Source organism: Streptosporangium sp. CA-115845 (genome assembly GCF_050943795.1).
Taxonomy (GTDB): domain Bacteria; phylum Actinomycetota; class Actinomycetes; order Streptosporangiales; family Streptosporangiaceae; genus Streptosporangium.
This window is the reverse complement of sequence record NZ_CP191988.1, coordinates 826,973-852,111: the sequence shown is the minus strand read 5'-3', so window position 1 is coordinate 852,111 and position 25,139 is coordinate 826,973. Positions and strand designations below refer to the sequence as shown.

Genomic DNA, 25,139 nt, shown 5'->3' with positions numbered 1-25,139 from the left:
AAGCCTGAAGCAACGCCTGCCGAGTTCCCGGCAGTAAGGCCGGATCGGCGAACGACGCGGGGTGACACCGGTTCCATTCTCTGACTAAAGTCAGAGAATGGAACCGGTGTTGATCGATCGGGTGCGGCGGTTCAACCGGACCGTCACCCAGCGGATAGGTGCCCTTGACGACGCATTCCTCTCTCGCGCCCGCCCGCTCGGGCAGGCACGCCTGCTGTGGGAGATCGGTGCCGAGGGAGGTGAGGTGCGGTCGCTGCGCTCGCGGCTCGGCCTGGACTCCGGCTATCTGAGTCGGCTGCTACGCGCCCTGCAGGCCGACGGGCTGGTCGTGGTCGACGCGGACGGCGCCGATGGACGGGTACGCACAGCGCGGCTCACGCAGGCGGGGCTGGCCGAGCGGGCCGAGCTGGACCGGTGCTCCGACGATCTGGCCACGTCAATCCTTGAGCCGCTCACCGGCCATCAGCGCGAGCGGCTCGTCGCCGCCATGGCCGAGGTCGAGCGCCTGCTGGCCTCGTCCCAGGTTCACCTCGCCGTTGTCGACCCGCGCCACCCGGGCGCCCGCCATTGCCTCCGCGCGTACTTCGCCGAGCTGGCGCACCGGTTCGACAGCGGTTTCGACCCGGACCTCGGCATCTCCGCCGACGATGAGGAGCTCACCCCACCGGCGGGCCTGCTACTGGTCGCCACGCTGCACGGCGACCCGGTCGGCTGCGGCGCGCTCAAGCTCCACCGGGACGACACCTTCGCGGAGGTGAAGCGGATGTGGATCTCCCCCACCGTGCGCGGGCTGGGACTGGGCCGTCGGCTCCTCGCCGAACTCGAGACTCAGGCCGCGGCTCACGGCGTGCGCACGCTCCGGCTGGAGACCAACCGCGCCCTGGCCGAAGCGATCGGGCTCTACCGCGCGGCCGGATTCCGCGAGGTGGACGCGTTCAACGACGAGATCTACGCCCACCACTGGTTCGAGAAGACCCTCGGCGCCGACACCGCCGGGACCGGCTGACAACCGCCCCCCCGGCGGACCTTGAGACCCGGTGGTGTCCGGCTGCTGCGCGTGGTCGTTTACGTGAGTCCGTATGCCGGCGCAACGGCCCTCCCGTGACATCCCGGCCGCCAGGCTGCCGGGGTGGTGGCGATCTCGGTCATCCAGCCGGGAAAGGGCAGAACCGTCATCGGTGTACTGCCCTTTCCCAGCGGCCGTCCGAGATCACCATTCCGGCTGTCTGCTCACGTGGTGGGTGCGGGGTGTGGGTCGGCGTCGATGGACCGGTGCCTGGTCTCGCCGATGACCAGTACACACACGGTGCTGATCAGGCCGAGGACGGCGAGGTAGTAGCCGACGCCGATGCCACCGTACGCGGCGACGAGTGGCGGGGCGACGATCAGCGGGACCGCACCGCCGAAGATGCCGGCGAGGTTGTAGCCCATGCCTGCGCCGGTGTACCGGTAGCGGGCATGGAATATCTCGGGCAGGTAGGCGGCGGCCGGGCCGTAGGGGATGCCCATCACCACCATCAGCAGGCCGAGCGCGAGGAAGTATGACACCGCGTCTCCCGGCTTCATGATGAGGAACGCGGCGGGGCCGGCGACGATCGACGAGACGGTGCCGATGAGCATCACATTGCGGCGGCCGATCAGGTCGGAATAGTGGGCCGAAAGGATGATGGAGATGATGAACAGGATCCCGCTGACGATCCCGGCGGTCAGCACGGTGGGCCGGTCCAGGCCGAGCACGCCGACGCCGGGAGCGTTTCCGGCGTAGCCGGTGAGGAACACGCCGCCGATATAGAACACGCCGAGCGCCATGGTGAGCGTCCCGCCGGTGAGCAGGACCTGCTTCCACTGGTGGCGCAGGGCGTCGGCGAACGGCAACGTGACCTGGGCAGCCGTCGCTGAGGCCTTGGTGAACACCGGGGTCTCCTCGACCATGAGCCGGATGTACACCCCGATTCCGACCAGCGCCAGGCTGGCCAGGAACGGGAGCCTCCACCCCCAGGCGGTGAAGTCCGCCGGGCTCATCGTCAGCGCGGCGATGAGGAACGTGGCGCTCGACATCACCAGTCCGACCGCCGGGCCGAACTGAGGGTACATGCTGTACCAGCCGCGCTTTTTCGGCGGGGCGTACTCGGCGGTGAGCAACGCCGCGCCGGCCCACTCACCGCCGAGCGCGAGCCCCTGGAGCGCCCGCAGTACCACCAGCAGGATCGGGGCGATCACCCCGATGCTGTCCGCGGTCGGCATCAGGCCGATCGCGAAGGTCGACAGCCCCATCATCAGAAGCGTGGACATCAAGGTCTTCTTCCTGCCCAGGCGGTCTCCGAAGTGACCGAACAGGATCGCCCCGACCGGCCGGAAGAAGAACGCCACCCCGAACGTCGCGAACGCCGCCACCGAGGCCGCCGCGTCGCCGAGCGCGGGGAAGAACAGTGGCCCGAACACGAGTGCGGCCGCGGTGCCGTAGATGAAGAAATCGTAGAACTCGATCGAGGTGCCGACGGCCGATGCAATGGCCACCCGTCGCATCACCCTCCGCTTGTCTCCCAGAAGTCTGGAGGATCCTGGATCCGTCTGCTTGATTGTCATGATCACCTCGCATGGGGTGGGCTGGGCCGGCGCCCAGCGGATGGGGAGTTCCGAGGCCGTTCTGTCGCCCCGCCGCCCCGGACCGTCACTATCCCTCGGATGTGACCTCGACCACACGGTGATCGGGTGACAAGATGTCCGACGACGCCCTGTGGTCCAACCACAAGACGTGAGTATTTCCGCCGCGGCCCCCAGACCGTCCGGGCCGGCCAGGAAGGTGGACGATGAGCGAATCAGTCGATCCGGGCATGGGCGGTCTCGATCCGCGGGTGCGGCAGATCCTCGACGCGGTCGAGGCGTCGCTGCCGCAGGTGACCGAGGCGGCGGTGGACGAGATCTGGCGTCAGGTGCCCGGTTACGCCACCAGCCCGGACCCCGGTCTGCGTGGAGAGGTGGCCGCGCATGTGGACGCGATATTCCGGCTGTTGCCGGTCACGGTGGCCGAGCATCGGCCCGCACGGCCTTCGGACTTCCCCGTCACGGTGGAGAACGCCGCCCACCGCGTACGCCAGGGGGTGTCGCTGTCGGACTTCCTGCAGGCGTTCCGGCTCAGCCAGCTGATTCTGTGGGAGGGCATGCTGGAGATCGTCCGGGACGACGCGGCGGCGCGGGAGGCCGTGTTGTCGCTGGTCGGCAAGCTGATGCAGGTGATCGAGGTGGGCAGTTCGGTGGCCGCGGAGGCCTATGTCGAGGCCCAGCACCTGCAGTTGGCCGAACGTGACCGCGTCCGCCGCGACCTGCTGGAAGACCTGCTCGCCCGCCGGGACGTCTCCCCCGGGTCCAAACGGGCGATGCTGCGGTCGGTCGGGCTCGATCCGGCCGCCCGCCTGGTCGTCGCCTCGGCGGTGCCGGTACGGCCGCTGACAGGCGATCAGACGATGCACGGCGCGGTGGCCGACGTACGCCGCGCGATCGGGGGGCGGCACCTCGGGCTCGTCGTGGTCCGCCAGGAGGAGGTCGTCGCGGTCTCCCCCATGCCCACCACCGGACTGTGGTCCCTGGTCACGGGCCTGCGCGAGGCGGTAGATCAACTGGCCCGCCAGAGCCTGGAACTGGCCGTGGGGATCAGCACCGTGCACCGCGGGCTGGCCAAGGTACCCGAGGCCTACACCGAGGCGTGCGTCGCCCGCGACGGCCTGGACGGCGGAACCGGCGTGCTCGCACTGCCCATGCTGTCCAGCTTCGACTACCTGATGTTGCGCGACGACGAGATCGCCCGCCGTCTGATCCGTGCCCCGTTGCGACGGTTCGTGGAGGACGACCGCGCCCGCGGCGGCGCCCTGATCACCACGCTGATGGAGTACATCGCCTGCGACCTCAACGCCAAGATCGCCGCCCAACGGCTGCACCTGCACGTCAACACCGCCTACTACCGCCTGGAACGCATCGCCGAGCGCACCGGATGCGACCTGCGCAGCCTCGCCGACATTCAAGAGCTGCAGATCGCGGTGCGGTTGCTGGGCGGCCGCCGCCGTCCGCCGGCACCGCCATCAGGCACGTGATACCTCGTCCGGCGGACGAGGATTGTGGTCGTCCCACAAAGAGGTCTGTGGATCTACCCCTAACGGCGGGCGATGGTGTGAGGTCACGCTGATGGTCCGGCCGCCGACCGCGTGGAGGTTTCGGCCAAGCCACGGAGGTACCGCATGCTCAACCTCGCCACCCTGCTGGAGCACAGCGCACGGGAGTTTCCCGACCGAGAGGCGGTCGTGGCCGGCGCCGTCAGACTCACCTACGCCCAGGTCGACCGGACCGCGAACCAGGTCGCAGGCGCCCTGGTCGCGCTCGGTGTCGCACCGGGCGACACGGTCGCGCTCAGCTGTCCGAACGTGCCGGAGTTCCCCATCCTCTACTACGGGATACTCAAGACCGGCGCCGGCGTGATGCCGCTGAACATGCTGCTGACCGAACGGGAGGTCGCCTACCACCTCCACGACAGCGCCGCCAAGGCCTACGTGTGCTTCGAAGGCACCACGGAACTGCCCACGGGCGAGGTCGGCCGGGCGGCGTTCGACGCGACCCCCGGTTGCGAGCATTTCGTCGTCATCACCGAGGACCCGCACGACAGACGGCCCGGCACCCTTGCCGCCCTCATCGACGGCAGGCCGGGCACCTTCGACACCTCACCGACCCAGGAGTGCCATACCGCGGTGGTGCTGTACACGAGCGGGACGACCGGGACCCCCAAGGGCGCCGAGCTGACCCACAGCAGTCTCGTGCTGAACGCGCTGATCCCCGACCGGCTGTTCGGCCACCACCCGCACGACGTCCACCTGGTCGCCCTGCCGCTGTTCCACACCTACGGGCAGACCGTTCAGCTGAACGCAGGATTCGCCGCCGGCGCGACCCTGGTGCTCCAGCGGCGGTTCGACGCCGAACAGGCCCTGGACCTCATGGAGCGGGAAGGGGTCACGTTCTTCGCGGGCGTGCCGACCATGTTCTGGGAACTGCTCGCCTACCGGAGCGCCGAGCGGTTCGACCTCGCCACGATCGCCCGCACCCTGCGGATGTGCCTGAGCGCCGGGGCGGCGCTGCCCGTCAGCATCGCGGAGAAGTTCGAACGCAGGTTCGGCGTGCCATTGCTGGAGGGGTACGGCATGACCGAGCTCAGCCCGATCGCCCTGTGGCACCCGATGGACCAGCCGTACCGTCCCGGATCGATCGGCCTGCCCGTCTGGGGCGTGGAGGTCAAGGTCGTCGCCGAGGACGGCGCCGAGGCGGGCGTCGACGAGCCGGGAGAGCTCCATGTACGCGGCCACAACGTGATGAAGGGCTACCTCAACCGGCCCGGCGCGACGGCCGAGGCCCTGAGCGCCGACGGCTGGTTTCGAACCGGTGACATCGGCCGCCGTGACAAGGACGGCTACTACCACCTCATCGACCGCAAGAAGGACATGATCATCCGTGGCGGGTACAACGTGTATCCGCGCGAGCTGGAAGAGATCCTGCTCACCCACCCTGAGGTCAGCCTCGCCGCCGTCGTCGGCGTACCGCACGAACGCAACGGCCAGGAAGTCCAGGCCTTCGTCATCCGCAAGCCCGGCTCCACGATCAGCGAGGACGAGCTGATCGCCTGGTGCAGGCAGAACATGGCCGCTTACAAGTACCCGCGGATCATCACCTTCCGCGACACACTGCCGATGACCGCCAGCGGCAAGATCCTCAAACGCGAACTCGCCCCCGCCCCGAACTGACTCCCTACCCGATCCGGCACCGCCGGACGACCGCCACGTGCGGCCCACGCCCGGGCTCGGGCACCTTCGTTCGCCCTCCGCACCTCCCCGCCCGCACGCCTCCATCCGATTCGGAGAGAACATCGGTGATCGCACAACCACAGTCCGCCCGCAGCTATTACCAGCGAATCGACGCGCAGCGCTACAAACCGACCGCCCACGCTGGTGGGGCATGGCGGAGGGACGAACAACACTTCAGCCCGCTGGGAGGCCTGATCGTCCACGCGATCGACCGCTTCCTGGCGTCGCACCAACGTCGACCTGTCCCTCCACCTCCATCGCCAACCAGAAGGCCGATGGGTCGGACTGGACACCACTGTCATCTTCGGAGCCACCGGCCAAGGCGTCACCAGCACCATTCTTCATGACACCAACGGGCCGATCGGGCTCGCACAGCAGAGCCTCACCGTCCGGCCTCTATAGCCCGCCTGCAACGGCATCGTCCTCCGACAGGATCGTGTTCATCGCGGCCACATGCTTGGCTGACATGAAGCCGGGCTCGGTCATCCCATCACCGTGCCCGTCGAGTCCGCGTTGCGCGGCCGGGCACGACCGAAGGCGGCGAGCCCTATCTCCAACCCGGTGTGCTCACCGACGACGCGGCTCTCACCGTCGATCACGGCCCGCATCAGGCGCCCGACCATGGGGGCGTTCTTGAACTGGTTGCCACTGGTCCCGATCGCGACGTAGAAGCCCGCGCGTTCCGTGCCATCGTAGATCGGGGTCCAGTCCTCGGCGACGTCGTAGACGCCGGCGATACCGATCGGCCTGCCGGGCACACCGAGGTCGGGAAGGCGTCGGGCGGCACGCGTGACCTGCGCCTCAAAGACCTGCTGGGTGGGGTTGGGATTGATGGCGTCGGGATCGTCGACCCACTGCAGCTCGTCACACGCGGGCTCGGTGCCGCCGACCAACAGCCCGTCACCTGGGGCGCCCCGCATATAGACACCGAGGTCGAGGTCGGCGATGCACGGGCCGATGCCCTCGCCGTTGTAGCCGGCCGGCGCGGGCACGTGGTGCACCTCCTGGCGCATCGGCCGGACGGAGACCGACCAGCCCGCACCGACGCCCGCCAGCGCGTTCAACGTGCCGGACCACGGCCCGGCCGCGTTGATGACGACGGGCGCACTCACGGTCGTACCATCGTCGAGCCGGACACCGCTCACCGCACCGTCACCGAGGACGGCGATCACCTGACGCCTGAACAGGAACCGCGCACCCCGCCGCTTCGCCCCGTTGGCGAGGTTGACGGCAGCCAGACCCGGATCGTCGACAAAGCCGGCGTCCGGGGTCCACAGCGCACCCAGGCGCCTGTCCGTGTCCTCCCAGAAGGCCGGATCCTCGATGCGCTTCGGAGGCCAGAACCGGCCAGGGGCGAGCCCGGGCATCCGGCGGGCCAGCTCGTCGGCCCCCCAGACCTCGTACGGGATCCCCGCCCGGTCGAACATCTCGAGGACACGGCCCATCGGCGCGATGTCGACGTCCATGAACACCTTGCCGACGCGGTGGAACCTCGCCATCCCGGCATCGTCCACGCCCTCGAGGTGGTCGGCCCACCTCTCCCAGCAGTGCTTGGACTCCCAGGACAGCGCGATGCCGTCCCAGGTCGAGTAGTTGAACCGGATCACCGCGCTGGACGCGCTGGTCGACCCCTGGCCGGGCCCGCTCGCCTTGTCGACCACCACCACCGAGCGGCCCGTCTTGGCCAGCTCGAAGGCGATCGAGGAGCCGATCACGCCGGCACCGACCACTACTACGTCTGCTGTCACACTCATCTGCAAAGTCTCGCCTCGCGTCACCGCAGAGCCCACCGACGACTGTCGAGACTTCCCCGTCCCCGGTTCGTCACCTGCCGAGAAGCCCCTGCAGGCGGGCGAGCTTCAGCCCGAGGTGCAGGTCGAGCCGTACGCCGCCGCTTTTCAGGGACAGCCCGGTGATCTCCTCGATGCGCCCCAGCCGGTAGTACAGCGACGTGCGATGCACCTGCAGCCGCGCCACCGTGTGCCGCGAGTCGCAGCCCTCGTCCAGCCAGGTCTCCAGGGTCTCGGCCAGCGTGCCCTCGTGGTCGGACTCCATGAGGGTGCGCAGCCCGTCGGGGATGGCGTCCTCCGGCAGGTCGGAGAGCGGCAGCTGCACGAGCAGCCGGTAGACGCCGAGGTCGTCCCACGCGGTCACCGTGCCGAAGCCGGTCACCTTCTGCGTGACGTCGAGCGCCTCGCGCGCCCGCCGCGCGCTCACCGAGGCGCGCGCGGGATCATCCACGACGGGACCGATGCCCACCCGCACCTGGGCGCTGTCACCGAGCTGCTTGACCAGCTCGTCCCGCACCTGCTCGGCCACCCCTCGCAGGTCGGCCGCCCCGGGCGGACGTCGCCCGGCCAGGAGCAGAACACCACGGCCGCCGGCACGTGCCATCGACAGGCTCACCAGCGGCGTGGCCCGTCGCCCTGCCCGGCGCAGTACAGCGTGCAACGTGCTGCGCAGGTCCTCCTGCTCGGTCGAGCTCACCTGCACCACGAGGACCGCGACCGAGCAGGCAGGGGGCAGCATCTCCTCGTCGGCCAGCAGGTCTGCGGCTGCGGAGCCGACCGCGGGGTCGTCGGAGACGAGGTCACGCAACAGCTCACGCTCGCGGCTGTCTCGCAGGTCGTCGACGAGGCGCTCGCGGAAGAGCACCTGGCCCGCGTCCGCCGCGGCCTTCGCCGCCGCCCGCACCTCGTCCGCGGGCAGACCGTCCTCGGGCTCGATGATCCAGAGGTAGCCGAACAGGAGCCCCTGGCAGCGGACCGGAAAGCAGATCCGGGGCAGCAGTTCGATCTCAGGCCGCCCGGCCACGCGCACCGGCCCCTCGGCCGTGGCGATGCCCTGGGCGACGGCGTGTGCCACCACCTCGTCCGGGGCGCGCATCTTCATGATGCTCGAGATCCGGTGCCGGTCGATGTGGTCGTCGTGGGCGGTGTGGCAGATCAGGTTCATCTGAGGGTCGTCGATCGCCACCGCCAGGCTGATCCGGTCCGCGAGCGCCTGCGCGACCCGCTGCAGCTCATCCACCTCGCACCACCACCCCTGCGTACGATGATTCTGCCATCCTCGCTCGCCAAGGGGGCGAGCGAGCGCGTCGATACGTCGCCGGTCAGGGGCTCGACAGAAGGCGAGCCGAGCGGCACGGAAGGTGATCGTCATGGCGGGACGGTAGGCGGCGTGCGCCACGTCCGCCGGCCGACCGCGGGTGAATCAGCCCTCTTACCTCCAATCATCGCACGCTATGCCATAGCCGTACCTTCGGCCACGAAGGGTGTCAGCCGCGGGCCGGCATGTGCTTCTGGAACCAGTCCACGACGCGGGTGCAGAAGTCGATCAGAGCCGGGAGGCTACGGACGCCGTGGCCTTCCTGCGGGTAGATCACGAGCTGGGACTCGACCCCGTGTTCGAGCAGCGCCTGATGGAACTCCTGGGCCTGCGTCGGCGGCGTGCAGCGGTCCAGGGCACCGGCGATGTTCAGGCACGGCGTGCGCACCTTGCCGGCGTGGATGACCGGGCTCCTGGAGTGGAACTTGTCGCCGGGGACTTCCGGGTTCCCGTTGAGGAACAGCGCGTCGAAGTAGGGGATGTTGCTGGTGAAGTGCTGGCTGTACCAGTTCGTCACGGGTGAGACCGGTACGGCGGCAGCCCAGCGCTGGTCCTGGGTGACCAGCCACGAGGACATGTAGCCGCCGTACGACCCGCCGATGAGGCCGACCCTGGCCGGGTCCACGATCCCGCGCTCAACAAGAGCGTCGATCGCGGACGTGAAGTCGGCCGTGTCCTCACCGCCCATGTCCCCGAAGACCAGCCGGGCGAAGTCCTGCCCGCGGCCGGAGCTGCCCCGCGGGTTGGGGTTGAGGACGGCGTACCCCTGGGCTACCAGCAGCGGGGTATAGGGGGAGAACATCGACCAGGTGTTCCGGTAGGCCCACACCGGGCCACCGTGGATGTTCACCACGAGCGGGAAGGGCCCGTCCCCGGCAGGGACGCACAGGATCCCCTCGATTCGCAGCCCGTCCGGTGCGGACCAGGCGACCGTCTCGGCCTTGCCCGCGACCGACAGCAGGTACTCGGTGCCCGGGTGTCCGATCCCTGCGAGCTCGACCCGGTCGTCACCCAGCACCACGACCCGTTGCGGCACCGAGTAGCCCTCCTCGACGAGCACCACGCGGCCGTCGGCGGACCAGGCCGCCTCCGGGTAGCGCGTGCCGCAACCGGTGTCCGTGCTCGACCACAGCTCGGTGATCTTCCCGGTCACCGCGTCGTACACCGCGGCGACGGTCTCCAGGCCGCGGATCCCCAGGATTCCCAGGCGATCCGCGTCGATCCACCGGGTCGCGGTGACGTCCACCTCACCGGTGTCGACCCGCTCGAAGGCAGCATCGGGAGCGCCCACCAGCAGGTCACCCGCGACGACCCCGCGATCGCTGCCCACCGCCTCGACCACCGCCAACCGTTCCCCGGAAGGCGAGGCCGCGGGCCAGCCGAGCTGCACCTCGGAGCGGGCCAGTTCGGTGACCGCCCCGTCGAGGCCCAGGCGGGAGAGCACGGCCGTGTACCAGGCGGCCTCGTCCGGAGCAGGGCTGGTGACCGCGACGACCGCGTCGGGGCCGAGCCAGACCGCCTCCCAGATGTTGAGACCCTCCGGCGACAGCCTGGTGGTCGTACCTGCCGCGAGGTCATGGATCCACAACGACCGCCACGACTCCTCCGTCACGCCGATCTCGACGCGCGGGTGCCAGTCCGGCAGCTTCTCCGTCGGCTTGTACGTCGTGCCGCTCCCCTGACCACCGGCCAGATCGGCACCGAGCCCCGCCACCCCGAGCAGCACCCTCGTGCCGTCCGGCGACCAGGAACAGTACTCCACCGTCCCGGGCACGGCCGGGGTCGCCTCCGCCTCACCCAGCTGACCGGTGCGCAACAGGTACAGCTGGAACCGGCCTGCCTCCGTGCGGTCCGACAGGAATGCCACCGTCGCCCCGTCCAGGGAGAAGCACGGTTGCCGCGAGGAACCGGACGATCCCGTCAGCGGCCGCAGGTCCGCACCGTCGACCAGGAAGCATGCCTGGCGTGGAAGGCCGGCCAGCTCGTCGTACACGAGGCCGGTCACCGCGATCCGCGACCCGTCGGCGGAGCAGGACGGCTCCAGCAGCTTGTACGGCTGTCCCAACGCCGGCTCGTGCAACCGCCGGAAATACTCTTCGACCTGGCCCCAAGTGGCGCTGCCGCGCACGTCGCTACCGCTCATGGGCGGACCTTACGCGATGGGGCGGCCCGTCTCCATCGACCCGGGACGGAAACCGGAGGGCTTGGATTCTACGGGTGTCGAGGGCAGAACCTCTTGTGGGGGCCGATCACAACGAAGCACTTGCAGTCTGCCGGGCATGGCTGACCGGGCGGGCATCCGGCCAAGGAACCGGCCGGTGTCCGGCATGAACCGAACGAGGTCGGCATCGCCGAACAGCCGGAACGGCCCATATGGAAACGGTGCCGGCGGTGCTGCCGCGCGGCTTGGGCCGCTCCAGCGTCACATCCGCCTGAGGGTCTCTCGTCCTCGGCAGGTGGTAGGCCAGGACCCGGGGTTGCGTTCGACCCCGGGGGTGGTGTTACCGTGTAAATGGCTCATCGATGTGATCGATCTGATCCCTTTTCCGATTCAGAGCCCTTCTCCAGCCGCCGCTGAGCGTCGGTATTCCGCTTTCGCCCACCGCTGAGGGCGTCACTTTCCGTTCGGCAACCGGACCGCGTCATCACGCACCTCTCTTTGTGCGCGTGAACCGCCCGCCGCCTGCCAGAACTTCATCGCGCCATGCCCGCCATCGGGCCGAATCGGCGCGCATCCCCCTTTCCATCACCCATCTCCGCTCTTAAGGACACGCCCATGACCATCACCACCGACAAGCCCTCGAAAAGAAGCACCACGACCACCGCCCCGGTAGCCCGGAACAGCACACGCCCACCCGCCGAAGAGCGGGAGGTGACCGGGTTGCTCGACATCCGCGACGGGAGGGCCTACCTCAGGGCGAGCGGCTACCTCCCGGGCGAGGACGACGCCTGCCTGCCCGCCGCACGGGTGAAAGCACTCGGCCTGCGCCCGGGCGACCTGATCACGGCAACACTGCGCAGGCCGTACGGCAAGCCGGCCGAGGTGGTGTCGATCGACGGCGAGGAGCCGGGCGGCGCACGGCCGCACTTCGCCGACATGACGCCCGTCCACCCCCACCGCCGCCTGCCATTGGAGACCGGATCGTCGATCACCCGCCTGATCGACCTCATCACCCCGGTCGGCCTGGGGCAGCGCGGCCTGATCGCCGCGCCACCGAAGACCGGGAAGACCATGGCGCTCAAGGCGATCGCCGACGCCATCGCGGCGAACCATCCCGCGGTCCACCTCATGGTGGTACTTATGGGCGAGCGCCCCGAGGAGGTCACCGACTTCCGCCGGCAGGTGCGCGGCGAGGTGATCGCCTCGACGTTCGACCAGCCCGAACGCGACCATACGGCGCTCGCCGAACTCGCGATCGAGCGGGCCAAGCGGCTCGTCGAGCGTGGCCGGAACGTGGTCGTCCTCATGGACTCCCTGACCCGGCTCGCCAGGGCGTACAACGTCATCGCCCCGAAAGGCGGCAGGACGCTGACGGGTGGGGTCGACGCGTACGCCGTCCACCAGCCGAAACGGCTGTTCGGCGCGGCCCGCGCGACCGAGGAGGGCGGCTCGCTCTCCATCCTGGCGACCGCGCTCGTCGAGACGGGCTCGCGGATGGACGACTACCTCTTCGAGGAGTTCAAGAGCACCGGCAACATGGAGCTGCGGCTTGACCGGACTCTCGCCGAGCAGCGCCTGTTCCCCGCCGTGGACGTGACCTCCTCCAGCACACGGCGGGAGGAGATGCTCCTCACCGGCGACGAGCGCGAGATCATCTGGAAGCTCCGGCAGGTGCTCGCGGGCCTGGACCGCGAGCAGGCGCTCACCGGGATACTCGACGGTCTGCGCACGTCACCGTCCAACGCCGTCTTCCTCCGGCAGCTCGCGCTCTCACAAGGCCCCCGCTGAGGCCGATCGCGGCAATCCGGCGGTGGTGCGGGCGCCCGAGTCGGAAGATCCATGGAGGCGATGCGATCACGGGGTCGCGCGACAGAGGACAGCGCCGCTCCGCCACTGAGGACCTTCGGCCCTGCTTCGGCTGCGACCTGCGGATCGGCCACGTGGAGCAGCCTTGTTCAGCGTCCGCGTACCGCTCCGGGCCGACCAGGCGCGGGGCTGCCCCGGCCCAACTCCCCGATCATCAGCCGAGGGCCGGTCTTTAGCGGGTATCCAGCCGGCCGATCACTGACGACAGGCGTGAGCTCAGGAGATCCGGCGGCACAGCGGCACCGGAACGGCCCTCGTCGATGGGACCTATGGACCGGCCAACGAAGGACGTAAGTCCCTGTGCCGCGAGTATCGGTCCCGGCAAGGGTGGGAAGGAGAACACTTCCTGGGAGGTGGAGCTGATGTCTCAGTCCAAACCCAGTACGGTTCCGGCGTCCGGGGAAACGCATTCGCTTGAGGTCGAACTGAACCTCCTCAAGGGCCGGGTCAGCAGGATCGAGAAGCAGATCCAGGTGCTGGCCGAGGCCAATCTGGTCCTCGCGCGGGGCATGGAGGCCGGGCCCATGGAGGAGCCCGGGCAGATGCACCCCGAGCAGGCCGCGCGGCTCGCTCACGAACTGTTGCTCGCCGCCGGCCTCGTCAAGGGCGGGGGATGACATGGCATGAGCCGTCGGCACGCCTCCACATCACACCCAGCAGGTGATCGGCCGCGGTTTCGTCGCAGGTCGCCGCTGGAGCACCGGCCGGTGAGGTGGATCGGCGACGGACTCGCGGCGGCCACCCCGATGCGCCGGGTCGAGACATGACGCGATACGACACTGCCACGAGACTCATCCAGGAGACGCCCTTCCGGTTCCGGATCGACCAGGGCGAGCACATGCCGGTCCCCGGGATCGTGTTCGCCTCCGGTGACCTGCTTCCCGAAGAGCAGGCCTTGCGGCAGGTCGTCAACGTGGCCATGCTGCCTGGCGTCGTACGCGCCTCCTACGCCATGCCCGACATCCACTGGGGGTACGGCTTCCCGATAGGCGGCGTGGCCGCCACCGACATCGCCGCGGGCGGAGTGGTCTCACCCGGCGGAGTCGGGTTCGACATCTCCTGTGGGGTCCGGCTGCTCACCGTCGCTCTCCAGCGCGACCAACTCGCCACCACGCTGAATCGGCTCATGGACGAGTTGGACAGGACCACACCCCGCGGAATCGGCCAAGGCGGGCTATGGCGGCTTTCCGAGGGGCAACTCGAAGGGGTGCTGTACGGCGGTGCGGGCTACGCCGTACAGCACGGACACGGCCTGCCCCGCGATCTGGACCGCTGCGAGGACTTTGGGGCGGTCGCCGACGCCGACCCGGCACAGGTCAGCCCCCGCGCCGTCGAACGAGGCCTGGCCCAGGTCGGCAGCCTCGGCTCCGGAAATCACTTCCTGGAGGTCCAGGCGGTCGAGAAGATCTACGACCCGGCGGTGGCGGCCGCGTTCGGCCTCCGGCTCGGCCAGGTATGCGTGATGATCCACTGCGGGTCGCGTGGCCTGGGACACCAGATCTGCACCGATCACGTCCGCGTCATGGAAAAGGCCATGCCGGGGTACGGCATCAGCGTCCCGGACCGGCAGCTCGCCTGCGCCCCGGTCGAATCCCGCGAGGGCCGTGCCTACCTGGGCGCGATGGCCGCCGCGGCCAACTACGGCAGGGCCAACCGGCAACTGCTCACCGAGGCCACCCGCACCGCGTTCCGCCACGTGACCGGTGCCACCGTGGACCTGGTCTACGACGTGTCGCACAACCTCGCCAAGATCGAGGTACACGAGGGGATGCGGTTGTGCGTACACCGCAAGGGCGCCACCCGGGCACTTCCGCCGCACCACCCCGACCTACCGGCCGATCTGGCACCGTACGGCCAACCGGTGCTCATTCCCGGCACCATGGGCACCGCCTCCCACGTACTCACCGGCGTGACCGGCGCGGATGCCTTCCACTCCACCTGCCACGGTGCCGGCCGCACCCACAGCCGCCACCAAGCCGCCCGCTCCACCGACGGACGCCGGCTTCGCGACCGGCTGGAGGCGCAGGGCATCGCCGTGCGCGGCTCGTCCTGGCGCGGCTTGGCGGAGGAGGCTCCGACCGCCTACAAGGACGTCGACGCCGTGGTGGCCGCCGGCGTCGGAGCCGGCCTGTGCCGCAGGGTCGCCCGGCTGGTCCCGCTCGGCGTGGTGAAGGGCTGATCCCGGTGAAAGGCCACGTGAAAGGCCACCGTGCCCTGCCCCACACCGCCGACGCCCGCATCGAGGCGTGGGCGCCCACCGCCGCCGAGTGCATCGCCGAGGCGATCCGCGCCATGATCGAAGGCTTCGCCGATCTCGGCCACGCCGAAAGCGGTGCCGTCCAGACGGTGCGCATCGGCCCCGGCTTCCCCGAGGACCAGCTCGTGACAGCGCTCGACGAGGTGATCTACCGCATGGACACCACCGCGAGGATCCCCCGCGGCGTCGAAGCGGGTGAGGATCAGAGCGGGCTGTGGCTGCGACTGGACATGGCCGACGTCGCCACCATCTCCCAGATCGGCGCCATCCCCAAAGCAGTCGCCCTCCACGACCTGCGCTTCCTTCGTGAACCCCGCGGCTGGAGCTGCGCGGTGACCCTGGACGTGTGAGTGAGCGGGGAGTCCGCGATGCCTGCCGGAACTCCCACACGGCCACCACGATGGCATGGTCGGTCGGCGCAAGGCCCTTTTCCGTAGGCGTTAAGCGGACTCGGCTTGACGGGAATGAACGCCTTCGGCTCCGCCCAGCGGTCGCCACCCGGCCGAGCCCCGGTCACGGAGCGGGCAGTGGGTACGGTGGCCCCAGACTCCACACCCGCATCATGCCGTCGTCACCGCCGGAGACCACCACCGGGCGACCGTCCAACTACCCCACCGCCACCGACAGGACCCACTTCTGATGACCGGTGGAGGTTTCGCGGATGTGGCGGCGTAGACCATGGTGGCGGCCCAGGCGAACACGTCCAGAGAAGGGCCTCGGACGTATTCGCTGACCAGGTAGGGCCGGTCCCGGGCGATCCCCGCGTCGATGACCCGTGCGGTGCAGAAGGCCGCAACTCGGCGGGCGAGGGGAGGCCGCGCGCAGTGCCCTGATCGCACCCCGCCTCACCCACCGGCTGGTCGCCCGGATGCTGCGCGTCGCCGAACCGACAGCCGAACGACGCGACCTCACCACCGCAGCCGATGCCGGATTCGCCGGCCCTTCCCACTTCAGCGAGGCCTTCCACCACATGTTCGGACTCCGCGGCCCAGCCGCCTGCTCGCCGCTGGAGTCACCGCCATCGACGCGCTCGGTGTCAGACGGACGGTGATTCGTTTCCGCGCCGGAAGGGGCTGACCGGAACTGTCGGCGGCGTGGTCACACGGTGCGCAGGAAGTCTTCGAGGATCTCGTTGAAGATGTCCGGGCGCTCCATGTTGGGGTAGTGGGCGCTCCCCTCTACCGAGATCGCGCGGCCGTTGGCAACGGTGCGGACGAGGCGTTCGGCCATGCCGATGTGGTCCGGCGAGTCGATGGCGCCGTTGATGGCCAGCACGGGAACGTCGATCTTGGCGGCGCGGTCCCAGGTGTCGCGCACCGGGACGAGCCGGTTGGGTTCGTCGCCGGTGTGCTTGGACATGGTGCCCCGGGACATCCGGCGCAGGCGGCCCACAACCTCGGGATCGAGATCGCCGAGGGTGCGGTGCGGGCCCGCAGCGAAGAGCGTGAACGCCTCGACCGAGGCATCAAGATCACCGGCAGCCATCGCCGAGTGCCACGCGGCCATGGCTTGGGTGGTCCAGGGATCGGTGAAATACGGCTCGTTGGTCCCGCCGCCGCTGACGACCACGGCGCCGACCAGTTCCGGGTGCTCCAGCGCGGTGTCGACCGCGATGCCCGCCCCCATGGAGACTCCCACCAGGATCGCGGGACCGGTGTCCAGGTGGCGCAGCAGCGCGGCGAGGTCGTCGGTGAGCCGGAACGGCTCGGTGGCGTTGGCGGACCGGCCGTGGCCGCGGGCGTCGGGCGCGATGACGCGGTATCGCGAGGCGAAGACCGGAATCTGGTCACCCCACATGCCATGGTCCACGAAGCCGCCGTGCAGCAGGACGAGGGGTCGGCCAGTGCCGGTGTCGAGCCAGAACAGATCATTCATGACAACCAGGGTGTCATTATTGTCCAAAGATGACAACCTAGGTGTCATCATGGTGAGGTGAGCGAAACAGACCGCGGCCTGGCGTCCGAAGAGTCGGCCGACCGGCTCATCGAGGTGTTCGACCTGGTGGGGCCGCTGTACCGGCGCGCCCAGCGCAAGGTGGAGCAGGACGCGCCCATCGAGGGGCTGTCAGTCGGGGTACGAGCCGTGCTCAACATGCTCCGCGAGCACGGGCTCATGACCGTCCCCCAGATGGGTCGGGCCCAGGCGCTGAGCCGCCAGTTCGTGCAGCGCATGATCAACGACGCTGCCGCGCGACGCCTGGTCGAGTTCGTCCCCAACCCGGTGCACAAGAGGTCCTCCCTCATCCGGTTGACCGAGGAGGGCCAGGCCGCCATCACCGCCGTGATCGACCGCGAGCGCGCGGTGCTGCGCCAGGTCGGCGGCGACCTGACCGACGCCGAGGTCGCCGCCTGCGTCCATGTGCTCTCGCGCCTCCTCCAACTCCTCGACAACGTCGACATGGATTAAGCCCGGCCGATGCGAACATTCACCGAGAATCCGGCTGTACCCGGGGAATTCGAGTCGGCCGCTGTGCGACCAAACCCTTCCTGGGCGCTTCGTCGCCTTTCTGCCGGCGCCGCCCAAGAAGCGTTTCTGCCGGAAAAACAGAAAAGCACGACGACATTGCCTTCTGTCGCCGCACGACTGCTCTTATTCGTAGGTGTCCGGTTGTCAGACGGGCGGCGCGCCTTTCTGAAGGGGGTTGCCGAGAGGTGAGTCTCCTTCGCCCTCCGGCCGGGGCTCTCCGACTCCGGGATGATCAGGCGCGTACCCGGGTGCGTGGCCCGGGGGCCGGCCCTGGACAGCGGCGGCCCGAACCGTAGCCACACCCAGGCGACGCGCCGACCGTCGCCACGACTGCCCCCGGGCGTGCCGGGCCGGCACGAAACCGGCCCGGCGGCGGTCAGCGAGTGGGAGTGATCCCGCCGGGATGGGTCACATCTCGGTGGTCTGGGCGGCCTGCTCGGCGGTCTGGCGGATTCGTTCGATCTGTGCCTCGGTGACGTTGAGGGTGCCGAACTCCCGGACCGCCTGGTAATAGCTCCAGGCGAGGCCGTTGCAGGTGTTTCTGGGGATGGCGGAATATCCCGCGCAGACCTGCTTCATGTCGAAGTAGAACGAGTCGTCGATGCGCGACTTGTTCGCCGGGAACTGACTTACCGCCTTGTAGTTGCGGTAGCCGAAGTCATGACGCCGGCACGGCATTCTGAAGTCGAAGCCGAGTGGCTGGTCGGGGCTGCTCGAACAGAGGTCGGTCGACCAGTCGAAGGCGTAGTCCGCCCAGCCCGCCTGGTTCTGCCACGCGGAGCGCCAACTGGCGGCGCTGGACGCCGTGGGCTGACTGAAACCGGAAAGTGCGGCGAGCTTTTGCTCCAGTGTCACCGCGTAGGCGGGCAGTGTTAATCCGAGTAATGTGACGAGGGAGAGGGCGACGGCTGCGAGGGCTCGTTTGACCATGGGGCTCTGCCTTTGTCTGGGGGGTGCCTCTCATGGCAGGTTTCTGCCATCGCCTAACAATGAAACGAAATAATCTGATACGCCGGAACGGATCTTCGTCAAGATCGGCATAGGTGTTCGTAAACGATCGCTCTTTACACGGATTACAACATCCTGTAATGGCGCATTTCGAAAGGCCGAATCACCAGGACGGGTCCCTGTTCACGGCGCGGAGGTGGCCGGCGACCCGCTCCCTCAGATCACCGAGACTCGGCACCGGAGCGGACGGCCATCACAGCCGTCGACATCTCGCGGGCACCGACCGGCGCGCAGCCGGGCCGCGCGCCGATCATGGGCCGACCGGCCGGAGGAAGCGGTGGATGACCTCCGTCGAGCCGGCCGGTCGGCCGCCGGCCTGATCACCGACCACCTGGCCGCGATATCCGGCGGACCCGTGTGGCGGAGTGTGGAACCACCCGAAGGCCCTACTCGCGCGTCACCCGGGCGACGAGTCCCGCCCAACCGGCTTCGAGGCGCTCCGCGGACAGGTCGCGTTCACTGCGCAGATAGTCGATGAGCGCCGTGTCCAGGTAGCCGAGCAGCGCTTCCGCGAGGAGCTCGATGTCACCGGTGACGCCGGCCTCGCGCAGGAGCGCTGCCACATGCGTGACGCGGACCACACGAGCCGGGACGGCGTAACGACGTTTGGAACACTGCTCCGCCTCAAGGTACAGGTCGGTGTACTTCATCAGATGACGAAGGGTCGCGACGCCGAACGCGTCAAGCCGCTCCACCGCCGGCGCCCCGGGCCCGAGCGGAGGCGGACCGGACAGAAACGCCTCCTGGTACTCGCGCTCCGCGTGGTCCAGCAGGGCGCGCATCAGCCCCACCCGGTCACCGAAACGACGGAAGACCGTGCCCTTGCCGACCGAGGCGGCGGCGGCGACCGCCTCCATCGTCACGTGTTCCGCGCCTCGCTCCGCCACCAGCCGGGACGCGGCCTCAAGCAGGCGCATCCGGTTGCGTGCCGCGTCGGCACGCTCCTGATGAGGCTCGTCCGCCAGAGGCAGCCCCCACATCGGGGGTGATGCGTCCTGAGTGGGGGCGGGGGGGCGGGTCATCTGCCCAGCATAGCGCGCCAGAGCACAAATGGACCACAGTCCGCTTATGTGATACATCTACTTTCGGGACGATTGTCCATAAATGTCGGTTTTCACCTCCAGTAGGAGTTTTCATGTCCGTCCGCATCCTCGCCCTCGTCGGCAGCCTCCGGGCCGCCTCGCACAATCGGCAGCTCGCCGAGGCAGCCGTCAAGCTCGCCCCCGAGGGCGTCGAGGTCGAGATCTGCGAGGGTCTCGCCGACGTCCCGTTCTACAACGAGGACATCGACGTCGAGGGCAGCCTTCCCGAGGCCGCCCGGAAGCTCCGCGAGGCCGGCAGGTGGGCCGATGCCTTCCTCCTCTTCTCGCCCGAGTACAACGGCACGATTCCGGCCGTCCTGAAGAACGCGATCGACTGGTACTCCCGCCCCATGGGCTCCGGCACCTTCGTGGGCAAGCCCGTGGCGGTCGTCGGCACGGCGTACGGCCAGTACGGCGGCGTATGGGCCCAGGACGAGGCACGCAAGGCCATCGGCATCGCAGGCGGCACCGTCCTCGACGACGTCAGGCTTTCGATCCCCGGCTCCATCGTCCGCTTCGCCGAGACCCACCCGGTCGACGACAGCGAGATCACCGAGAAGCTGCCCACCGTCCTGAAGCAGGTGGCCGCCGCGGCCAGGCAGGCTACGGCGGTCTGAGGAACACAGCCGTCCCCACCGGCTCTGGAACGCCTGTCCACTTTGGCCGGGAGGGTTCGTGTCCCGTCGTCCGCACCGCCGGAACGGTTGTTCCGGCGGTGCGGACGACGGGACTCTCAGCGCACTCGTCGGCCCACATCCCGGCGGGGACGACATCGTCGAACGAGCGCCCACCTGTGGCCGGGGAGCCATCGACGCGCCGTCGTCGTCGCACGGTTCAGCTCGCACCCCGAGCGGCAGCGGCGCATCCCGGAGGAGAGTGCGGAGACGCTGCCGTTGTCCCTGCCCACCACCCGTCGCGGGTGTCTCCCGCGGTTCGTACCACCCGGGTATCGCAACCCGGTCCGGCGCCCCTCCGCGTCAGCAGATCGTGCCCGGCCCGGCCGCGGTGGCCGCCAGCAGATCCCGTACGAGGCCGAGATCGATCTTTTCCGGCTTACGGAAGCGCAGGCAGCCCTTGCCCATGTCCTGCCCGGCCAGGCGCTGCTCGAAGGCCTCGCGGACATCGCCGCGCAGGAGATAGAAGGAGATGTACTGCCTCTGGCTTGCGAAGGCGATCTCAACGGCACCGTCCCGCTGGTACGCGGGCATTCCATACGCCATGACCTCGGTGAAGCCCGTGAGCTCCGTACGGCACAGTTCGCGTAGGCCGGTCAGGACCGCCCTGCGCTCGTCAGACACCTCGGCGAGGTAGCCGTCCACGCTTTCCGCATTGCTTCGCACCATGCTCAGAGCGTATGTCGCGTTTGAGCCCCGTACCGTGCACGACCTTGTCGTAACCGCGGGTGCCGTCCCGGGAGGCGGAGCTCTCGCCGATCGCACGGGCACGGCAGACGACATGCCCTGCCCGAAGCGCGGACGTCGCCCGCCATGGTCCTCTCTGGCGATGTCACATATCCTCAAAAATCCATTTCTGATCAGGAGTCACCGTGCCGGTCTACGCGGGAAGCGACCCCATCCTCCCCGAAACACCCGAACTAATCATGATCGGTGTCGTCGCCCTCGGAGTTCTCTTCGCCGCCGTGGCCGTCGCCATTCTGATCCTCGTCCTGCTGATCAAACTGCTCCGCGACTCCTGACGCTCTCGGCGGGAGCCTCGGCTCCGGGATGATTCCCGGCACCAGGAGCCGATGGCCCAGAATCGGCGATCAGGGAGCGTGGCCGTCGGTGGGAAGCCGGTCGGGGTGCCAGGGCATCCACTTTCGCTCGACCTCCGTCTCCAGGTCGACCCCGTGATGTCGTGCCATGACCAGGAGCTGCGACAGGACGTCCGCGAGCTCGGACCGGAAGCCCAGCTCCAACTCGTCGGCGGAGTGCCCCTTGTCCCTGGCCTGGCCGGAGCGCATCAGGAACGCCTGCGTCAACTCGCCGACCTCCTCCTGGAGCTTCAGCAGGAACCAGGTGTCGTCCCGGGTGATCCCGTGCCTGCGCGCATAGGTGCTCGACACCGCCTCGACCTCGTCCGTGAGCCGCCTCAGATCCATGCCGGGAGTGTAGGGGGCAGGTCCGACAACCACTCTCCGGCGAACCCGTCGCGGTCTCATTCCGCAAATCCACAAATATCAGCTAAATACCGTAGAAAACCTCAAGGCTCCCAGAGCCCAGGTGAATTCTTCGCGGCGGACCGGTGCCGAACCGCCGCCCGCGTGGCGCGCGGCATTTACCACCCGGCCCTCCACCGCTGGATTAAGGTGACATTGCCCGCATCACGTGATCAACCCGTGACAGGGGGCGATCTTCCCCTCAGGCCCTGAAAGCCAAGGTCGAGGAGGGATTCATGTCCCGCGGACACGCCGTCGCCACAGGACGCGTTCTGGCGGTCAACACGCCATAGCCCGCCCACGTCTCTGTCGCCGGAACGGTGCCGAGGCACCATGACATCGCGGAAAAGGTGACGCGCCCGATGATCTTCATTGACGGACGGCACACCATCGGGAACCGGAAAGCCGTGCGCCGGTGACCGCGGCGATCCTGGCCGTGCTCACCGCCGCCTGCAACGCCCTCTCCTCGGTGCTGCAGCGGCAGGCTGCGCGAAACGCACCGCAGAGCCGGGTGTTCAAGCTGGCGCTGATCGGATACCTGATCCGGCAACCCTCATGGCTGGGCGGCATCGGCGCGCTGATCGTGGGCTTCCTGCTGCAGGCGGCCGCGCTGAACTTCGGCGCCCTCGCTCTCGTACAGCCCATTCTCGTCACCGAACTGCCCTTCACGATGATCCTCGTCTCGCTCATCCTGCACGTCCATCTGGACCGGGGGTCATGGCTGGCCATCGGCATCCTGACCATCGGGCTGGCCGTCTTCCTCATCTCCGCCGATCCGGGACAGAGCGGAACCCGCTCCCCGACCATGGACCTCTGGCTGATCACCGTGGTCGTGACGGTCGGCGTCGCCGCCGGTCTGATCGCGATGGCGAAGATCCGCACCGGCCCGTCCCGTGGTGCCCTGCTCGGGATCACCTCCGCGCTGGGATTCGCCTTCACCGCCGCGCTGATAAAGGAGAACACCGAGATCTTCGCCGCGGAGGACGCCGCCGTACTGACCAGCTGGTCGCTGTACGCCATGATCGCGGCCGGCCTGTTCAGCGTCTTCGTGCTGCAGAGCGCGCTGAGCAGCGCGTCCCTGGTGGTCGTGCAGCCGACGCTCAACATCGCCGACCCCGTCGTCAGCATCATGTACGGCGTCGCGCTGTTCGGCGAGGACATCCGGCTTGGCTGGTGGGTCGTCCCGGAACTCGTCGGGGTGGCGTTGATCTTCTACGGCAGTGTCCGGCTGAGCCGGTCGCCGCTCGTCGGGTAGGGGCCTCGCGGAGGTGAGGAAGGACTCCGCGGGCGCGGCGTCGAACAGGGCGGCTCCCCTGGCGATCCGCCGCGTCCGCTCCGCCCCGCACCCGAGGCGATCCAGCGCGGTGAGCAGTTCCCCGGCGTCACCCGCGTACACGCTCAGCCCGGCCCGCGCCATGGCCCGCGCGCCGTCCCTGCCGTGGCCGGGAATCGGCCGGTAGGAGATGACCGGCACTCCGGCGGCCATCGCCTCCCGGCAGGTCAGGCCCGCCGCGTTGTCCACCAGCGCGTACGCGGCGGCCATCAGATCCGGCATGTCGTCGCACCAGCCGAGGGCGACACCGGTGTGCCGAAGCAGGTGGCGCAGCTCGCGGTTGTGCCCGCAGAGGACGACGGGCAGGTACCGTCCCGAGCGCACCAGAACGCGAGCCGTCTCCTCGACTCCGCCCACCCCCCACGCGCCAGCCGAGACGAGGACCAGCCGCTCCCCGGCGCGGGCGCCGATCCGGGAACGCACCGGCGCCGCGTCGGCCGCCGGCCGCCGGAACTCCGGGCGCACCAGGGGTGCGTGACAGAACGCCGGGCGGCCGGTCGCGGCGTGAACGGCGCGAGCGGCCGCCTGATCCGAGCACAGGTACCGGTCGTTGCCCGGATGCAACCAGAGCCGATGCGCCGCGAAGTCGGTCAGCAGGACGGTGCCGGGAACCGGCAGGCGGCCATGTAGCCTCAGGTGGCCGACCGCCTGCGCGGCCAGGTGGAAGGTCGAGACGACCTCGTCCGGCATCCGGCGGCGGATGAGCCCGCGCAGCCGTGCCGCGGCCATGACCGTCAGCGGCGAGGTCGGCGGCGCCCGGTCCGGCACGAAGAAGGCCCGGTAGATCAGCGCGTACAGCCAGGGCGCGGAGCGCATCATCCAGCCGTACCAACCGCGCAGCGCCACTCCCAGCCGGAACGGCAGCAGCCTCAGGACATCGACGATCTCCGCTTCGACGCCCTCGGCGGCGAGCCGCCTGGCCAGTTCCACCGCGACCGCGTCGTGCCCGGCCCCCATACCGGCACTGACGATCAGCACAGTGCGTCGCGTTGGCATCACGGCCCCCATGACCCAGACTTGACACGGTGAACCGTGCCGCGTTGACCCTCGCCGGTCTGGCCGTTCTGCACGTGGGGCCCGCGGCGACCTGGCTGCCCTCCGTGCGCCGGCTGCTGCCCGGCCTCGCCGGGGTGGGCCTCGCCGACCATGTCGCGCTGACCTTCGACGACGGGCCCGACCCGCGATCCACCCCGCGTTTCCTCGCGGAACTGGAGCGGCTCGGATGCCGGGCCACCTTCTTCGTCCTCGGTGAGATGCTCCAACGTCACCCCGCGCTGGGCCGCCGCATCGTCGCGGAGGGCCATGAGATCGCGGTGCACGGCTGGTCGCACGAGAACGCCCTGACGACCCGCCCCGGCCGGATGGCGGCCGAGACGCACCGGGCTGCCGATCTGGTCGTCGCCGTCACCGGCGTCGACCCCACGTGGTACCGGCCGCCCTACGGCGTCCTCAGCGCCGAGACACTGCTCGCCGCCCGTCTGCGGGGACTGCGTCCCGTCCTGTGGACCGCGTGGGGCAGAGACTGGACACGCTCGGCAAGCCCGGCCTCGGTGCTGGCCACGCTGGCATCCGGCCTGCGGGGCGGGGCGACGCTCCTGCTGCACGACTCCGACCACACCTCGGCCCCCGGCTCCTGGCGGTCGGGGCTCGGTGCCCTGCCCGAACTGGTGAACCGCTGCCGCTCCGCGGGTCTGCGGATCGGACCGCTCCGGGACCACGGCGTCTCCGGCGGCCGCACGGCCCTTCATGACGTTCGTGAGATCACCGCTCCTTGAAAAAGCATGCCGCAAAAGCCGTACCGCTTTTTGTGACGGCTTTTACCCCAACCCGATCCGGCTCACCTTCCGGCAAAAGAACAAC

Annotated in this window: 24 protein-coding genes and 1 pseudogene; 15 read left to right on the top strand and 10 right to left on the bottom strand. The window is 69.2% G+C overall.

The window, feature by feature from the left end:
* The first annotated feature begins 97 nt into the window (after positions 1–97).
* On the top strand, positions 98–1,006 hold the full coding sequence (locus ACQP0P_RS06135; RefSeq protein WP_433372071.1) for a bifunctional helix-turn-helix transcriptional regulator/GNAT family N-acetyltransferase: 909 nt from the start codon (positions 98–100) through the stop codon (positions 1,004–1,006).
* Between the two features lie 224 nt (positions 1,007–1,230).
* Here ACQP0P_RS06135 and ACQP0P_RS06130 read toward each other — a convergent pair whose 3' ends face one another.
* Positions 1,231–2,517 carry an MFS transporter gene (locus ACQP0P_RS06130; RefSeq protein ID WP_433372068.1) on the bottom strand — a complete coding sequence of 429 codons (1,287 nt, stop codon included), beginning with the start codon at positions 2,515–2,517 and terminating at the stop codon, positions 1,231–1,233.
* Between the two features lie 293 nt (positions 2,518–2,810).
* Here ACQP0P_RS06130 and ACQP0P_RS06125 point away from each other — a divergent pair, with 293 nt between their 5' ends.
* The 3 genes from ACQP0P_RS06125 to ACQP0P_RS06115 all read left to right on the top strand — a co-directional run bounded on the left by ACQP0P_RS06125 (position 2,811) and on the right by ACQP0P_RS06115 (position 6,242).
* Entirely contained in the window at positions 2,811–4,088 is a 1,278-nt protein-coding gene (locus ACQP0P_RS06125; RefSeq protein WP_433372065.1) for a PucR family transcriptional regulator, read from the top strand.
* A gap of 144 nt (positions 4,089–4,232) precedes the next feature.
* Positions 4,233–5,780, top strand: coding sequence for a long-chain-fatty-acid--CoA ligase (locus tag ACQP0P_RS06120; RefSeq protein ID WP_433372062.1), 1,548 nt, complete (start codon positions 4,233–4,235; stop codon positions 5,778–5,780).
* Positions 5,781–6,080: 300 nt separating this feature from the next.
* A complete protein-coding gene (locus ACQP0P_RS06115) occupies positions 6,081–6,242 on the top strand; it encodes a hypothetical protein (protein ID WP_433381714.1) in 162 nt (53 codons plus the stop codon).
* Positions 6,243–6,322: 80 nt separating this feature from the next.
* Here ACQP0P_RS06115 and ACQP0P_RS06110 read toward each other — a convergent pair whose 3' ends face one another.
* From ACQP0P_RS06110 to ACQP0P_RS06100, 3 genes are all read right to left on the bottom strand, one after another.
* Positions 6,323–7,594, bottom strand: coding sequence for an NAD(P)/FAD-dependent oxidoreductase (locus ACQP0P_RS06110; RefSeq protein ID WP_433372059.1), 1,272 nt, complete (start codon positions 7,592–7,594; stop codon positions 6,323–6,325).
* Positions 7,595–7,664: 70 nt separating this feature from the next.
* Entirely contained in the window at positions 7,665–8,870 is a 1,206-nt protein-coding gene (locus ACQP0P_RS06105) for a PucR family transcriptional regulator (RefSeq protein WP_433372056.1), read from the bottom strand.
* Positions 8,871–9,117: 247 nt separating this feature from the next.
* On the bottom strand, positions 9,118–11,091 hold the full coding sequence (locus tag ACQP0P_RS06100; protein ID WP_433372053.1) for a S9 family peptidase: 1,974 nt from the start codon (positions 11,089–11,091) through the stop codon (positions 9,118–9,120).
* A 633-nt stretch (positions 11,092–11,724) separates the two neighbouring features.
* On the opposite strand from ACQP0P_RS06100, the gene rho reads away from it, so the two are divergent.
* The 5 genes from rho to ACQP0P_RS06075 all read left to right on the top strand — a co-directional run bounded on the left by rho (position 11,725) and on the right by ACQP0P_RS06075 (position 16,283).
* Positions 11,725–12,897, top strand: a complete 1,173-nt coding sequence (rho, locus tag ACQP0P_RS06095; RefSeq protein WP_433372050.1) for a transcription termination factor Rho — start codon at positions 11,725–11,727, stop codon at positions 12,895–12,897.
* A 440-nt stretch (positions 12,898–13,337) separates the two neighbouring features.
* Positions 13,338–13,592: a hypothetical protein gene (locus ACQP0P_RS06090; protein WP_433372047.1), complete on the top strand. Its 255-nt coding sequence runs from the start codon at positions 13,338–13,340 to the stop codon at positions 13,590–13,592.
* Between the two features lie 146 nt (positions 13,593–13,738).
* A complete protein-coding gene (locus ACQP0P_RS06085; RefSeq protein ID WP_433372044.1) occupies positions 13,739–15,154 on the top strand; it encodes an RtcB family protein in 1,416 nt (471 codons plus the stop codon).
* Positions 15,155–15,171: 17 nt separating this feature from the next.
* On the top strand, positions 15,172–15,582 hold the full coding sequence (locus ACQP0P_RS06080; RefSeq protein WP_433372041.1) for an archease: 411 nt from the start codon (positions 15,172–15,174) through the stop codon (positions 15,580–15,582).
* Between the two features lie 425 nt (positions 15,583–16,007).
* On the top strand, positions 16,008–16,283 hold the full coding sequence (locus ACQP0P_RS06075; protein WP_433372038.1) for a hypothetical protein: 276 nt from the start codon (positions 16,008–16,010) through the stop codon (positions 16,281–16,283).
* A 47-nt stretch (positions 16,284–16,330) separates the two neighbouring features.
* Here ACQP0P_RS06075 and ACQP0P_RS06070 read toward each other — a convergent pair whose 3' ends face one another.
* Positions 16,331–17,107 (bottom strand): alpha/beta fold hydrolase, encoded by a 777-nt coding sequence (locus ACQP0P_RS06070; RefSeq protein WP_433372035.1) that lies wholly within the window; start codon positions 17,105–17,107, stop codon positions 16,331–16,333.
* Between the two features lie 57 nt (positions 17,108–17,164).
* Here ACQP0P_RS06070 and ACQP0P_RS06065 point away from each other — a divergent pair, with 57 nt between their 5' ends.
* Positions 17,165–17,638: a MarR family winged helix-turn-helix transcriptional regulator gene (locus ACQP0P_RS06065; protein ID WP_433372032.1), complete on the top strand. Its 474-nt coding sequence runs from the start codon at positions 17,165–17,167 to the stop codon at positions 17,636–17,638.
* A gap of 468 nt (positions 17,639–18,106) precedes the next feature.
* On the opposite strand, the gene ACQP0P_RS06060 is transcribed toward ACQP0P_RS06065, so the two are convergent.
* A complete protein-coding gene (locus ACQP0P_RS06060; protein ID WP_433372029.1) occupies positions 18,107–18,628 on the bottom strand; it encodes a phospholipase in 522 nt (173 codons plus the stop codon).
* A gap of 464 nt (positions 18,629–19,092) precedes the next feature.
* Positions 19,093–19,728, bottom strand: a complete 636-nt coding sequence (locus ACQP0P_RS06055) for a TetR/AcrR family transcriptional regulator (protein ID WP_433372026.1) — start codon at positions 19,726–19,728, stop codon at positions 19,093–19,095.
* Positions 19,729–19,841: 113 nt separating this feature from the next.
* Between ACQP0P_RS06055 and ACQP0P_RS06050 the strand changes: the two genes are divergently transcribed.
* Positions 19,842–20,405 (top strand): NADPH-dependent FMN reductase, encoded by a 564-nt coding sequence (locus ACQP0P_RS06050; protein WP_433372023.1) that lies wholly within the window; start codon positions 19,842–19,844, stop codon positions 20,403–20,405.
* A gap of 360 nt (positions 20,406–20,765) precedes the next feature.
* Here the strand turns inward: ACQP0P_RS06050 and ACQP0P_RS06045 are convergent, their stop codons facing one another.
* Entirely contained in the window at positions 20,766–21,131 is a 366-nt protein-coding gene (locus tag ACQP0P_RS06045) for an iron chaperone (RefSeq protein WP_433372020.1), read from the bottom strand.
* Positions 21,132–21,334: 203 nt separating this feature from the next.
* Here ACQP0P_RS06045 and ACQP0P_RS06040 point away from each other — a divergent pair, with 203 nt between their 5' ends.
* Entirely contained in the window at positions 21,335–21,484 is a 150-nt protein-coding gene (locus ACQP0P_RS06040) for a hypothetical protein (RefSeq protein ID WP_433372017.1), read from the top strand.
* A gap of 69 nt (positions 21,485–21,553) precedes the next feature.
* Here ACQP0P_RS06040 and ACQP0P_RS06035 read toward each other — a convergent pair whose 3' ends face one another.
* The gene (locus ACQP0P_RS06035; RefSeq protein ID WP_433372014.1) at positions 21,554–21,889 is read right to left on the bottom strand and encodes a pyrophosphatase; all 336 of its coding nucleotides are present in this window, start codon (positions 21,887–21,889) and stop codon (positions 21,554–21,556) included.
* Positions 21,890–22,361: 472 nt separating this feature from the next.
* On the opposite strand from ACQP0P_RS06035, the gene ACQP0P_RS06030 reads away from it, so the two are divergent.
* A complete protein-coding gene (locus ACQP0P_RS06030; protein ID WP_433372011.1) occupies positions 22,362–23,201 on the top strand; it encodes a DMT family transporter in 840 nt (279 codons plus the stop codon).
* A gap of 208 nt (positions 23,202–23,409) precedes the next feature.
* The gene (locus tag ACQP0P_RS06025) at positions 23,410–23,757 is read left to right on the top strand and encodes a hypothetical protein (protein ID WP_433372008.1); all 348 of its coding nucleotides are present in this window, start codon (positions 23,410–23,412) and stop codon (positions 23,755–23,757) included.
* Positions 23,758–23,849: 92 nt separating this feature from the next.
* Here ACQP0P_RS06025 and ACQP0P_RS06020 read toward each other — a convergent pair.
* Positions 23,850–24,236 (bottom strand): annotated as a pseudogene (locus ACQP0P_RS06020) (MGDG synthase family glycosyltransferase); the annotation flags it as partial.
* Positions 24,237–24,304: 68 nt separating this feature from the next.
* Here ACQP0P_RS06020 and ACQP0P_RS06015 point away from each other — a divergent pair.
* Positions 24,305–25,054: a polysaccharide deacetylase family protein gene (locus ACQP0P_RS06015; RefSeq protein WP_433372005.1), complete on the top strand. Its 750-nt coding sequence runs from the start codon at positions 24,305–24,307 to the stop codon at positions 25,052–25,054.
* Positions 25,055–25,139 lie beyond the last annotated feature (85 nt).